The sequence below is a fragment of the Stenotrophomonas maltophilia genome (assembly GCF_004920835.1).
GTDB classification, from domain to species: domain Bacteria; phylum Pseudomonadota; class Gammaproteobacteria; order Xanthomonadales; family Xanthomonadaceae; genus Stenotrophomonas; species Stenotrophomonas maltophilia_AQ.
In genome coordinates this window covers 1-13,112 of record NZ_QFHO01000052.1, presented here as the reverse complement: position 1 = coordinate 13,112, position 13,112 = coordinate 1, and the positions used below count along the sequence as shown (strand labels likewise).

The following is a 13,112-nucleotide window of genomic DNA, read 5'->3' as shown; positions in this document are numbered from 1 at the left end:
TGGCCGGCTCCTGCAGCGGGGGCGGGTGGGCAGGAATACGCGCGATCCCGTTACCGGGGGGTGAGCGAGATGTTCATGACGCCAGGTTCGCGGCGGCTTTACCTTGTGAGGGGTGTAGTGGGAGCCCCCGAGCGCAGGTAGCCAGATCATGAGCCGAGAGACCTCCCGTGACCCGCTGCGGGAAAACCACCCGCCCATTCCCGGCGAGCAGCGCGGTAAGCGCGATGCCGACAACGCCGACTACCGCGGCACCGGCGCACCGTTCTTTGACGCCGAACACGGTGGCGAGCATCTGCCGGTGAAGCACGAGTCTGAACAGGCCGCACAGGACCGCAAGGACGGCGGCGACCGCCATCGTGGGGGCCAGGAAAGCCCGCTCAAGCGCCGCGAGCGCAAGCAGCATGCCAGCGACAACCAGGACGAGGCGCTGGAGGAGACCTTCCCGGCCAGCGACCCGACCTCGCCGTTTGTACCGGCCAAGGCCCCCGATTGACCGGTAGTGTCGGCCGCTGGCCAGCAACCTCCTGACGTCCTGCACAGCGCCATGCCGGCCAGCCGGCACTACCACTTCATCGCCACGACCACTGCAGCCCGAGGCTGGCCCGTCGGCCCGGTCCCGGCTCGTAGAAGCGGCCGTTGCCATCGTTGACGATCACCGAGCCGATGTAGGCCTGGTCCAGCACGTTCTCCAACCGCGCGAAGGCACGCAGCTCACCGCCCGGCAGGGTCCATCGGCGCCCGCCTTCCAGGTGCAGCAGAGCGAAACCGGGTGCGCGCGCCGTAGCCACGTCATTGACCACGGTATCGGTGCTGGCCGAGGCCTCCAGCGCCCACTGCCAGTCGGCGGGGCTCCACTGCAGGCGGGCGAAGGCCTGCTGGCGTGGCACGCCGGGCAGACGGCTACCCACGGCGACGCCGGTGTTCGAGGTCAGGTACGGCGAGCGCACCTGCGCCTGCAGCCAGGTCCAGGCCAGCTGCAGTTCCAGCTGTTCGGCCAGCGGCTGTCGGTACTGCAGCTCCACGCCCTGGCGACGGGTGCGGCCGATGTTGCGATAGGTGCTGCGTCCTCCGATATTGCTGGCAACTGCCAGCTCATCGTCGGTATCTGCGCGGAACAGGCTGATATCGAGCTGGGTTCCATCCTGTGCGCGCCACTTGCTGCCAATCTCCAGATTGCGGCTGCGCGCGGCCGCCAGATCCAGCGCCAATCCCGCCTGGCCGTCGGCGCGATAACCCAGCTCGTTGAAGGTAGGCGTCTCGAAGCCCCGCCCCAGGGCGGCGTGAAGCCGCCACTGCGGGCTGGCCTCGAAGCTGACCCCTGCCACCGGCGTGGTTGCTTGGTAGCGGCGGCGGCCGCTGTCGTCCGGATTGCGCCCGGTGACGTAGCGGTCATCGGATTCGAAACGCACCGCGCTGTGGCGCAGCCCGGCCAGCAGCGACCAGCGCGGGCTCCACTGCCACCAGGCCTGGGCGAACTGGTCGACGTTCTGCACGGTGTCGATCTGGTCTCGGCGCAGGCGCCCACGCACGCCCAGGGTGCTGCCGATGAAGTTCTCGTAGCCGGTACGGTGCTGGCGCTGGCGGTCGGCGCTGAGCCCGGCCACCAGATCCAACGGGCGGCCGGCGAGATCGCCGTGCCAGCCCCAGCGCGCGTCCAGCCCGCCATAGCCCGCGTCCAGATCGATCACGCCGCCCGCATGCAACGGGTTGGCCTGCGCGGTCGGCGGAATCGGCAGGTACTGGGTGACCTCACGCTGCCCGGCATAGCCCATCAGCTGCCAGCGTTGGGTGTCGGTTTCGCGGGTCCAACGCAACCCAGCCTGCTGCTGGCGCACCGATTTGCGGGTGTTGTACTGGTGCGCCACCGCAGTAGCCTGGCGTGGATCCGCAGCGACCTGCGCGCGGGTCAGGCCCAGTGGATCCTGTGCGTCCGGCGCATCCAGCGCGTTGAGCAGCAGCTCCAGTCGCCCACCGCCCAGATCGCCGCCAATGCGCGCAGTGAGCGATTCGCGGCGCGCGCGGCTGTGTTCGCGCCAGCCATCGGTGCGGAAGTGATTGGCGGCGATGTTGTAGTCCAGCCCGTGGCTGGCTCCCTTCAGCTGCGTGCCGACGCTGAGCGTGTTGTCGGCACCTGAGTTGAGGCGCAACCGCCACGGGTCGCCAGCCTGGCCCTGCGCGCTCCACACCTGCAGCACGCCGCCGGAGGAGTTGCCGTACAGCGCCGAGAACGGCCCGCGCAGCACCTCGATGCGTTCGGCACCCAGCAGGCTGGCATGCGACAGCTGGCCCTGGCCATCGGGCATGGTCGCGGGCACCCCGTCGATCAACACCCGCACCCCGCGCACACCGAAGGTCGAGCGCGCGCCGAAGCCTCGGATCGACAGCTGCGTGTCCTGGGCGAAGTTCTGCCGGTCGCGCGCCAGCAGTCCCGGCACCCCGGCCAGTGCCTCGGACAACTGCACGCTGTTGCCGGCCCGGCCGGTGTCGATCCAGACCGTGTCCTGGCTGGCCGGCAGCGCGAACGGGTCGATACCCGGCACCCGCGCCGCCTGCACCTGCACGGCGGGCAGGGCGGTGGGCGCAGGCTCGGCCATGGCCGCCAGTGGCGACAGCAGCAGGGCGGACAACGGCAGGCAGTGGCGTCGTGCGGCGGGATTCATGATTCAGGTTGATGGATCGGGCGGCAACGCACGCCATGGTACGGGGACACGGATGACGATGGCGGCGGCCAGCCCCGGCAGGCTTTGTTACGATGGGCTGTTTCCGGCCGAAAAGCCGCAGACCGCGTGGCGCAATTCCTCCCCCTTTCCGTCTACCGAACGAGTACCGCCGTGTCCTTCTTTGCAAACGTGGAACTGGTCCCAGGCGACCCGATCCTGGGCCTGACCGAGGCGTACAACGCCGACAGCCGCCCGACCAAGGTCAACCTGGGTGTGGGCATCTACTACGACGAGAGCGGCCGCATTCCGCTGCTGCGCGCCGTCAAGCAGATCGAGCAGCAGCTCGCCAACGAGGCCAAACCGCGCGGCTACCTGCCGATCGATGGCCTGCCGGCGTACACGCAGGCAACGCGTGAGCTGGTGTTCGGCAAGGACTCGCCGCTGCTGGCCGCCGGCCGCGTCACCACCGCACAGACCGTCGGTGGCAGCGGTGCGCTGCGTGTCGGCGCCGATGTGCTGAAGAAGCTGCTGCCGCACGCCACCGTTGCACTGAGCAACCCGAGCTGGGAAAACCATCGCGCGGTGTTCAGTGCGGCCGGTTTCGAAGTTGTGGATTACACCTACTTCGACCCGACCACTCATGGCGTGAACTTCGATGGCCTGCTGGCCGACCTCGGCAAGCTGGAAGCCGGCACCGTGGTGCTGCTGCACGCCTGCTGCCATAACCCCACCGGCGCCGACCTCACCGTCAGCCAGTGGAAGCAGGTCGCGCAGCTGCTGAAGGACCGCCAGCTGTTCCCCTTCATCGACATGGCCTACCAGGGCTTCGACAAGGGCATCGAGCAGGACGGCGCCGCCGTGCGCATCATCGCCGAAGCCGGCATCGACAGCTTCATCGTCGCCAACTCGTACTCCAAGTCGTTCTCGCTGTACGGCGAGCGCGTGGGTGCGCTGTCGATGGTGGCGCCGACCGCTGCTGACGCCAAGGCCGTGCAGTCGCAGGTCAAGCGCGTGATCCGCACCATCTACTCCAGCCCGTCCACCCACGGTGCCGCGCTGGTGGCCGGCGTGCTGACCAACCCGGAACTGCGCGCGATGTGGGAGCAGGAGCTGACCGAGATGCGCGAGCGCATCCATGCCCTGCGCCAGGGCCTGGTCGAGAAGCTGGCCGCCGCCGGTGCGCCGCAGTTCGCCTTCATCAACGAACAGGCCGGCATGTTCTCCTACTCCGGCCTGAGCCGTGAGCAGGTCGAGCGCCTGCGCGACGAGTTCGGCATCTACGCCGTCGGCACCGGCCGCATCTGCGTGGCCGCGCTGAACCAGAACAACCTGGAATACGTCGCCAAGGCCGTGGCCACCGTCGCCAAGAGCTGAAAAAACGTTGCACGTGCTTGAAAACAAAGGCGCCTTTCGGCGCCTTTGTTTTTTTGCATTTGCCCCTGCCTTTGCCACACCCACCGCGCTCGCGGCGAACCCTGAAGCGCGTGGGAGGGGGAGGCGATGCAGGACCGTTGGCGCCATGGATGGCGCCATCGAGCTTACATGGACGTACTTGCAGCGTGTCCTGCATCGCCTCCCCCTCCCACGAGCCTCGACAAAAGGAAGGCGCCACGAGCGCAACGCATCTGGAAACGATTACGCCTTCCCGCGCTCACGCACGGCCCCGCCATACGGGCGACAATAGGCGTTTTCCCGCTGCCGAGACCTGCCCGCTCATGTCCCGTACTTCGTTGACCCGCTTCCTGATCCAGGAACAGCACGCCGGCCGCATCAACGCCGACCTGCGCCAGCTGATCGCGGTCGTCGCCCGCGCCTGCACCAGCATCTCCATTGCCGTCAGCAAGGGCGCCCTCGGTGGCGTGCTCGGCGACGCCGGTACCGGCAACGTGCAGGGCGAAGCGCAGAAGAAGCTGGACGTCATCAGCAACGAGATCCTGCTCGAAGCCAACGCCTGGGGCGGTCATCTCGCCGCTTGTGCTTCGGAAGAAATGGACCACAGCCAGCCGGTGCCGGACATCTATCCGCGTGGCGACTTCCTGCTGCTGTTCGATCCCCTCGATGGCAGCTCCAACATTGACGTCAACGTTTCCGTCGGCACCATCTTCTCGGTGCTGCGCTGCCCGACCAATGTCGAACTGCCGGGCGATGATGCCTTCCTGCAGCCGGGCAGCAAGCAGATCGCCGCCGGCTACTGCATCTATGGGCCGAGCACCCAGCTGGTGCTGACCGTCGGCCACGGTACCCACGCCTTCACCCTGGACCGCGAGAAGGGTGAGTTCGTGCTGACCACCGAGAACATGCAGATTCCGGCGGCCACGCAGGAATTCGCCATCAACATGTCCAACCAGCGTCACTGGGAAGCGCCGATGCAGGCGTACGTCGGCGACCTGCTGGCCGGCAAGGAAGGCGCGCGCGGCAAGAACTTCAACATGCGCTGGATCGCCAGCATGGTGGCCGACGTGCATCGCATCCTGACCCGCGGCGGCATCTTCATCTATCCGTGGGACAAGAAGGATCCGTCCAAGGCCGGCAAGCTGCGCTTGATGTACGAAGCCAACCCAATGGGCCTGCTGGTCGAACAGGCCGGCGGCGCCGCCTGGACCGGCCGCGAGCGCATCCTCGACATCCAGCCCGACCAGCTGCACCAGCGCGTGCCGGTGTTCCTCGGTTCGCGCGAGGAAGTGGCCGAAGCCGTGCGCTACCACCACGCGCACGACGACGCGCAGGGCTGAAGCAAGTCTCCCGACAACGGTCATGGCAGAACGATGACATGACCGTGGGGTGACACCGAGGGCGGCAAACGGCACCATCAAGCCATTGCCGCCTAAGGAATGCACGCATGCACGAGCAGGGCCCGGTCGATTTCATCGAAGTCATCCACAACGCCGTCCCCAGCGAGGTCTGCGCGGCGATCGTTGAGCGCCTGCGCGCCACGCGTGGCCTGCAACCCGGTGCCGTAGGCAGTGGCGTGTTCCCGGAACTCAAGCACAGCAAGGATCTGCGCATCAGTGGGCTGGACGGCTGGCAGGATGTCGATCAGCAGCTGCAGATCGCAGTGTTCAATGGCCTGCTGACTTATCTACGCCGTTATCCACAGGCGTTGATCGCGCCGCTGATGTTGCAGATCCAGGACAGCAACGGCCAACCGCGACGCCTGTCTGCCGAGGACTTCCCCGACATGCCGCAGCAGCAGCTGGCCGATCTGGCCCGCACCTGCCTGCGCCCGGGCGCGATCAACCTGCAGTGGTATGCGGCGGGCGAGGGCGGCTATCCGTACTGGCACTGCGAGCTGTACCCGAAGGACGCGCAGGCCGAGACCCTGCACCGGCATGTGCTGTGGACGCTGTACCTCAACGACGACTTCGAAGAGGGCGAAACCGAGTTCCTGTTCCAGGGGCGGAAGATCGCGCCGCGCACCGGCAGTCTGCTGATTGCGCCGACTGCGTTTACTCATACCCATCGTGGCAACAGGCCGCAGGGCGGCGACAAGTTCATCGCGACCAGCTGGATCCTGTTCCAGAGCGCGCAGAAGCTGTTTGGGGGGTGAACGTCAGGTCTGCTCGACGCTACGCAATCTGCTTCCGCCCATATCGCTCCGGTCGCTCCCGCACGGTAGGCAGCTTGGCGTTCCGCGAATGGAAGTACATGGCGGGTACCCAGATGAGGATCTCTTCCGCAATCATCGCAGCGACCACCCAGGGCTATCGAGGCCAGGACGCCTACAGGAAGAACTATCCCCCGGGTGTCACATCGGCCATCGTGAGCACGTACCCGATGGCGTACACCACCTGATCCCGTTCCGAGACAACCTCCACACCACAGATGTTGCATCGCGTACGAGTCTTCCTCTCGATCGCCTAGTGGACCGGGGACCCCCGCCCGGCGGCGCGCATGACGGCGCGGTGCGGCGCGGTCCGGATGGTCAAGCTGAAATGCCGCTGTCCAGATGTCCTTGATGTAGGGATCGGAGCGGCGACTACGACGGAAGCTATCAGCCTGACTCCAATTGCCTTTTGGGGGGATTCGCCTCTTCAAAAGGGGAATCGTCGCCACCCGGTCTCCCCTCCCACGCTCGCAGTTCGGCGATGTCCGCGCTGTCGGCCTTGATTGCGCGATGGATGCTGACAGGAGCGTCACAGTCTTCCGGCCAATCCAGAGGGCTTGCGAGTGTGAAAGTCGCCTCCAACGAAACCTCAATCCAATTGCGCTCGACTGCGTCGATGATGATCTGGCCGGAAGCGGCTGTACTGTAACAGCCACTCTTACCTGCAAAAGCACTCGCACCCTTGCTGAAGAACACACGTACTCCCTCATCTCCAATAGCGAGGACTTGCCCAGCGCGGAGCACTCCAGGAAGTACTACCGTCAGCTTTGAGAAACTCGACCTGTCGGCATTCCAGGCACGCTTGAACTCCCTCACAGCGACTACGGTTTGCGCGCCATCGGAAATTCTGTGGCACGAGAAGGGCAAGCTTCTCGTATCAACTTCAAGGCACTTGTCTTCAATCGATGACGCATGGTTCACAAAGAACGCAGATCGGTCCGCTGCGGCTGCTGTCATCGGAAGCCAAGCCAGCATCGCCAACACAATGGATTGCGCGTGCAATCTACTGAGTACAATCACAACCGCCTCCGCTGATCCATTCCTTCTGCCTCTCTGTGCGTGCCGCCGCATCCCTGTAAATCTGCGCATGTGGCCCCTCATTGGCCGATCCCAAGCCGGACTTGATACCAACCGTCTTGTGTCCTAGTTCATGAACAATGGTGTCGTACAGATCCAGCATATTTACCGGAGTGAGTACTTTAATATACCGGTCGTCGAGGGTTATCCTCCTTGTAAAATGATTGTAAACCCCAGCGACATCGCCACCGAGATCTTTGACCGTCGGATCACTTTTTGGGAACTTAAGGTCACGCTCGACGCTTTTTGCACGAGCATAGAGGCAATCAATGTCAGCCTGAGTCAATCCAAGAGGGTCGATGTAACTTACTGGGTTGCCTGATACGTAGGAGTAAGTGTTCATCCCCCCCGCCAACCCAATCGGATCACTCTGCACATACCGCCCCGCACTCGCGTCGTAGTCGCGGAAGCCGTTGTACCAGAGCCCGCTCTCGCCATCGTAGTACTGTCTCGGAAACCGAGTTCCTGTAGCAGGAGCGGAAGATCGCGCCGCGCACCGGCAGCCGGCTGATCGCGCCGACTGCATTACCCCCAACCATCGTGGCAACCGGCCGCAGGACGGGGATAAGTTCATCGCGACCGGCTGGATCCTGTTCCAGGGCGCGCTGAAGTTGTTAGGGGGAGGGGGGACGGGGAGGGCTACCCAACTATTTCGTGGGTCCAAAGAACAGCCAGAAATTGTCGTTGCCGTGTTGCCAGGCACTGACCTTCTCGACGGAGATATCCTTGATTTGAAAGTTGAACTGAAGATAGAAGGACGGTCTTCATTCCGATCAAGAGAGCCATGACAAGGTACAGAGACAATTTGACCAGTGATCTCTTGCTTACGATGCGCGCTATCGGTCGCCTTGCGTCCGTTGCGCTGACCAGCAGCCCAGCGCGACGGGCTGCGCGCAAAGTCCATCCAGCGACTGGGGGACTCACAATCTCCAGCTCAAGACTAGGACTTCGGCTTCCTCCATGGTCTGATCAGGGTCTTATACATAACCCAGGCGATCCAGCCACAGATCAAGCCGATCCCAGCGACAATGATCTCCTCCTCCTCGAAGGGAGATCCATTTAGCCCTTGGTATACGACGAAAGCCACTGCTCTCAATGACAGCAAAGAAAATATAACTACTGGTGCCCAAAGTAGAACCTTCATCATTCTCTCACTTGCAATTGCACGGATCGGTGCCGGACGACTGGCCATCTACCATCTCTTTCCCGGCTTTTGCGGCGTCATAGGCTCCTTGCATCGTGGCAACCGGCCGCAGGACGGGGATAAGTTCATCGCGACCAGCTGGATCCTGTTCCAGGGCGCATAGAAGTTGTTTGGGGGTGGGTGAGGTCACCGTGCCCCTCCCCATTGGAGCCAGTATCCATGGAAGCTCGTTGTTCCTTCGGTGGATTACCGGGTGCTCGTAGAGCAGTAGTAGTCACCGTCCCTGCCCGAGTCCCAATAGGTTCCTCCATAGAGCTTCACCGTACTGCCTCTTGTCGTCAGCTCTACCGAGTGCGCCAGGCGATCCTCGCAGAAGACCATCAATCGGTAATGGCGCTGCCGTTTGTCTTTCTGCAGTCGCCAGTGCTTCTCTGCAGCTTGTTTGATGAAGAAGGCAGCGCTCTGCTCTGGATCAGATTCGAGTTCGGCGTCGAAAACGACACCCATGAATGTGACCTTCGGTAAGAACCTCACATTCGTAGGACGGATCCCTGAAGGGAGTTCAAAAGTCTCGGTAGCAGCGCGCAGTTCTGCTTCTGTTGGCTTTCCGGTCCAATCCCCACCTCCGATGGATCCGAACATTGAAAGGTAATTCCCTCCTATCAAGGCAACAACGACAGCGCATAGAAGCAGATGGCGCAACGGTACCGTTCTCATGGCCCATTCCCCGACTGCCGTTGTTCGCCGCAACTTGAATCCCGCAAGGGTTCAATCGTTTGTCCCGAGAACCGAAGCATTGATGCTCGGCTGATCGGTGCGCTTGCGAGGACGACGGCGATACAGGATCCCTCCCGCTACCCCACCAAATACGGCCATGCCGAGGCCGACGAGCTCTTCGATGCCTAGCGCATCCGCTGACAGCAATTTGGCCGCCGTCAGCAGAAGAAAATTCAATGGGAGCATCCACAGGAACGCGATACCCAGCCAATAGATGATCTTCATTTCAGCTATCGCGTTGTTCCGGATACATTGCCCCTAACCAGCAGGCAGATCTGTTCTGCGTCCACGACTTGAGTTCTTCCATCTCCGGCTCTCGTAGTTGTTCCATGTCGTTTCCATCGTGTTGGCATAGCAAGACGAGCTCTCAAGCTGGCCCGATCCACGCCGCCTGATCAATAGCTGCCGGGTATGGGCCGAGGTCGCACAGTTATCTGGCAGGTCCAAAGGATCCCCAGAGATCGTCGTTGCCTCCTTGCCAGGCACTGAGCTTCTCGACAGGGATTTCCTTGAGTTGACAGGTGAACTGGAGATAAAAGGAACGGTCTTCTTTTCGATAGCTGTTCCACCCAACAGCCGACACTTTGACTTCGAACCGACTATCGCCCTTGTGCGGCTGATGTAGTTCGACGTCCGCTGAATCGGACAGCCAGAAGTCTCCCTTGTGCGCGAAGCCCGCGCCGCCACTTGTCAAGCGCGCATCCACTACCTCCGGCGTCCCTTCCGTCGAAGGCGTGTTTCGCTTCAGGTTGCCTGTGATCTTGGTGTACTGCTGGGAATCGATCACGCCCGGCGACTCCGAAAAGAGGCGCAGCAGAAGAAGGGTGTCCGTGCCCTTGCGCACTCTCTGACCTGTACTTGCCGCCCATAGTCGTTGTTCGAACTCGTCCAGGCCAGCCGGCATGTCAGTGACGACCGTGGCCTGCGGAACGACGATACATTCATGCACTTTCTCCGCCTGTGCAGGCTGCGTACCGAACACAAGAGGAATGAGGAGGCAGAGTACTTGGACCGACAACTTCATTCTTGGATTCCAGCTCCATATTGAAAGCTGTCTACCATCGGTTGGAGAAGATTCACCTGTCGCCACATGATTACCCGGAGGTTCGCCCCGGTCTGTTCGTATTGGAAGCTCCCATCCTGTGATTTATCAGAAGAAGCATGAAGAACGCGATCGTCATACCGATAAGCTGGAACTGGATGGAATCCGGGTATCCCTTGCAGTACTCGAACGCAGGGGTGTCGTCCACATGATCGAGGCACTCTCTGACGAGGCGATACAGGGACGATGCTCTGCTGTAGAAATAGACCACCGCACCGACGCAGAGGGCTCGTCCGACTGGAAGAGCCATCGTTCTCAACTGTTCTTTATTCACCCTTTTGCCTCGACTTCCCCACGGCAAGCTTCCGCGATTGACCGGTCATCCTATAGTCGACCGAATCGCTCCCCCTGCTACCGTAGCGGACGGTTGCAACCTCTACAACTCCGCCGAGAGCATATGGATCGCTACAGGCTGAAGTGCGTAAGCTGCGGCGACCACACAGGCTTCGCCGGCATTGCTCCCTCACGCCGGCGGTAGACTCTCCTCGATGATTGAGTCCCCCTTGCCCGGGACACCCTCCCACGCAGGCAAGCGTTCAACCGGAAGCCACACCGCCTTGATGTGCCTATTGAATGCACGGGCGCCGCAGTGGCCCTCCGCAGGCCAACGCCAGCTCCCTGTAGGCAACCATTGAGCATCCGTCACGACCTGAGTCCGCAGCTGCGACATAGAACTTACTGCTTGTTCTTGTTGGCAGGAAGGCGCAGACACTCAGCACCATCGCAATGAGCAGCGGCATCAAGGCTCTGAATGTCCCCATGATCGCGCGCATACAACGCTGCTGTCCCGGTCGATCATTGCGGTGCTGATCAGGTGCATTTCCATCTTCCACTGCACCTGGAGATGATCCAGAACAACGGTTCGAAGCGTCAGAGGTCGCCTTCACTGAGCGTTCCAAGATTGAAGGTCCTGCTCTGTGAGCGGCGACTGCTGATGCTGATTTTCCTGGAGTTCAACCTGCGACCATCGCTGCAGTCGGCAACAAAGAAGTAGTGTGTCGGCGCAGGGCCTGAGACAACCATCATCGTCAAGGAGAACTCACCCTCAACTTCCCTGGTATTCAGATGTTCCCCGGTCTCGATGGAGACCATCTGCAGCTGGCATGTGTCCTGGCGCTCGGCGATGACTGAGGATGCCGGCACTGTCCCTGAAATACGGATGATGATGTCCCCCCCCACGGTGCTGCAACTGGCCAGCAACAGGGCTACCATTGTGGCAAGAGGCAACTTGTCCATTCGCCGCACTCCTCAGCCTGTCATCGCAGGCGATCCTTGAGGGACTGAGCCTCTCTTCAATCCACGTCCCCCCGCGCAAGCGCAGCGCGTTCAGGGAGAGAATGGTAGTCCGATATCCGACAGATTGAACAGTGCGCAGTGCGTCTCACGGAACGCGATGGCGTCCTTCAGACACAGCGCTGCCTCAGAACAACGAGCCCTGCGGCGATTCCTTGCGCGGCGGCAGCGGCTTCTGGAACCGGCTGCAATCCAGCTTCGGCCAATGGCTGTTCTGCGCATTGAAACCCAGTCGCTTGCGTGCCAGCTTGAAGCGGTTGTTCAACAGATCGGCATATACGCCCTGGCCACGCATGCGAGTGCCGAACTGGCTGTCGTAGTCCTTGCCCCCGCGCAGCTGCTGGATGGTGCTCATCACATGTGCGGCGCGATCGGGATGATGGGTATCCAGCCAGTCGCGGAACAGCGGTGCCACTTCCAGCGGCAGGCGCAGCAGCACGTAGCCGGCGGTGCTGGCGCCCGCATCGTGTGCGGCCTCCAGCACGGCTTCCAGTTCGCTGTCGTTGATCCACGGAATCACCGGCGCCACCATCACCCCAACCGGAATACCTGCCTCATGCAGGCGCTTCATCGCGCGCAGCCGTGCATGCGGTGCAGACGCACGTGGCTCCAGCTTTGCGGAAAGATGCGGATCCAGCGAGGTCACCGAGAAGTGCACGCTGACCAGGTTCTCCGCCGCCAGCGGCTCAAGCAGATCGATATCGCGCTCGACCAGCGCGTTCTTGGTGATCAGCGAGAATGGATGCTTCGTCTCCAGCATCACTTCAATCAGCTGGCGGGTCAGTTTGAACTTGCGCTCGATCGGTTGGTACGCATCGGTGTTGATGCCCAGCGCAATCGGTTGCGGCACGTAGCCCGGTTTCGAAAGTTCCTTGCGCAGCAGTTGCGGCGCATTGGTCTTGGCGAACAGCTTGGTTTCGAAGTCCAGGCCCGGCGACAGGTTCAGATAGGCATGCGAGGGACGTGCAAAGCAGTACGAGCAACCGTGCTCGCAGCCGCGATACGGATTGACCGATTGGCTGAAGCCAACGTCCGGTGAGTTGTTGCGGGTGATGATGCTGCGCGCGGTTTCGGCACGCACTTCGGTACGCAGGCGCGGAGCAAGGAATTCTTCGCTCTCGTCGACCGCCCAGCCGTCGTCCACCGCCTCGCTGACGGTGCTTTCAAAGCGCCCGGCAAGGCGGGACGTGGAACCTCGGCCCTTGATCGCAATACCCATTGCGGAAGCGTAGGCTGCGGCCGTCTCAATGGCTGCGACGGGCGCCTGAAGGGTTCAGGACTGTGCTGAGCCGAGCATGGGCTCGGCTCTACAGTTGATGCTGGGACCTTGTAGCAACTGTCTTGTCAGGCGGAGGCCATCTGGGCCTCCGCATCCCTTTTGCGGGCGTTGAGGATCACCAGCATCTTGCGCATCACCGCGACCAAAGCCACCTTGCCCGGCTTGCCCTGCTTGAC

12 protein-coding genes and 3 pseudogenes are annotated in these 13,112 nt (G+C 62.3%); 6 read left to right on the top strand and 9 right to left on the bottom strand.

The genetic code is table 11. The features are described from left to right. Positions 1–148 precede the first annotated feature (148 nt). The gene (locus DI041_RS20825; RefSeq protein WP_046987677.1) at positions 149–493 is read left to right on the top strand and encodes a hypothetical protein; all 345 of its coding nucleotides are present in this window, start codon (positions 149–151) and stop codon (positions 491–493) included. Between the two features lie 76 nt (positions 494–569). Here DI041_RS20825 and DI041_RS20820 read toward each other — a convergent pair whose 3' ends face one another. Next, complete coding sequence (locus DI041_RS20820) at positions 570–2,660, bottom strand: TonB-dependent receptor family protein (RefSeq protein WP_136640030.1); 2,091 nt, start codon at positions 2,658–2,660, stop codon at positions 570–572. Positions 2,661–2,831: 171 nt separating this feature from the next. Here DI041_RS20820 and DI041_RS20815 point away from each other — a divergent pair, with 171 nt between their 5' ends. The 4 genes from DI041_RS20815 to DI041_RS21530 all read left to right on the top strand — a co-directional run bounded on the left by DI041_RS20815 (position 2,832) and on the right by DI041_RS21530 (position 6,452). Beyond that, positions 2,832–4,034: an amino acid aminotransferase gene (locus DI041_RS20815; RefSeq protein ID WP_046987679.1), complete on the top strand. Its 1,203-nt coding sequence runs from the start codon at positions 2,832–2,834 to the stop codon at positions 4,032–4,034. Positions 4,035–4,375: 341 nt separating this feature from the next. Continuing rightward, positions 4,376–5,392, top strand: coding sequence for a class 1 fructose-bisphosphatase (locus DI041_RS20810; RefSeq protein WP_014035428.1), 1,017 nt, complete (start codon positions 4,376–4,378; stop codon positions 5,390–5,392). A gap of 107 nt (positions 5,393–5,499) precedes the next feature. Continuing rightward, positions 5,500–6,207: a 2OG-Fe(II) oxygenase gene (locus tag DI041_RS20805; RefSeq protein ID WP_065724008.1), complete on the top strand. Its 708-nt coding sequence runs from the start codon at positions 5,500–5,502 to the stop codon at positions 6,205–6,207. Between the two features lie 113 nt (positions 6,208–6,320). Then, entirely contained in the window at positions 6,321–6,452 is a 132-nt protein-coding gene (locus DI041_RS21530; protein ID WP_282567867.1) for a hypothetical protein, read from the top strand. A gap of 815 nt (positions 6,453–7,267) precedes the next feature. Here the strand turns inward: DI041_RS21530 and DI041_RS21640 are convergent. Beyond that, positions 7,268–7,684 (bottom strand): RHS repeat-associated core domain-containing protein, encoded by a 417-nt coding sequence (locus DI041_RS21640; protein WP_430543796.1) that lies wholly within the window; start codon positions 7,682–7,684, stop codon positions 7,268–7,270. Further along, a pseudogene (locus DI041_RS21635) lies at positions 7,685–7,756 on the bottom strand (hypothetical protein); the annotation flags it as partial. Between the two features lie 38 nt (positions 7,757–7,794). Here DI041_RS21635 and DI041_RS21490 point away from each other — a divergent pair. After that, a pseudogene (locus DI041_RS21490) lies at positions 7,795–8,129 on the top strand (hypothetical protein); the annotation flags it as partial. A gap of 602 nt (positions 8,130–8,731) precedes the next feature. Here DI041_RS21490 and DI041_RS20790 read toward each other — a convergent pair. The 6 genes and pseudogenes from DI041_RS20790 to DI041_RS20765 all read right to left on the bottom strand — a co-directional run. Beyond that, on the bottom strand, positions 8,732–9,127 hold the full coding sequence (locus DI041_RS20790; RefSeq protein ID WP_136640029.1) for a hypothetical protein: 396 nt from the start codon (positions 9,125–9,127) through the stop codon (positions 8,732–8,734). 126 nt (positions 9,128–9,253) lie between these two features. After that, complete coding sequence (locus tag DI041_RS20785; RefSeq protein ID WP_248298524.1) at positions 9,254–9,487, bottom strand: hypothetical protein; 234 nt, start codon at positions 9,485–9,487, stop codon at positions 9,254–9,256. Positions 9,488–9,692: 205 nt separating this feature from the next. Then, positions 9,693–10,286: a hypothetical protein gene (locus DI041_RS20780; RefSeq protein WP_136640028.1), complete on the bottom strand. Its 594-nt coding sequence runs from the start codon at positions 10,284–10,286 to the stop codon at positions 9,693–9,695. A gap of 948 nt (positions 10,287–11,234) precedes the next feature. Next, on the bottom strand, positions 11,235–11,600 hold the full coding sequence (locus DI041_RS20775; RefSeq protein WP_136640027.1) for a hypothetical protein: 366 nt from the start codon (positions 11,598–11,600) through the stop codon (positions 11,235–11,237). A 184-nt stretch (positions 11,601–11,784) separates the two neighbouring features. Next, positions 11,785–12,876 carry a PA0069 family radical SAM protein gene (locus DI041_RS20770; protein ID WP_136640026.1) on the bottom strand — a complete coding sequence of 364 codons (1,092 nt, stop codon included), beginning with the start codon at positions 12,874–12,876 and terminating at the stop codon, positions 11,785–11,787. 125 nt (positions 12,877–13,001) lie between these two features. Continuing rightward, positions 13,002–13,112 (bottom strand): annotated as a pseudogene (locus tag DI041_RS20765) (IS110 family transposase); the annotation flags it as partial.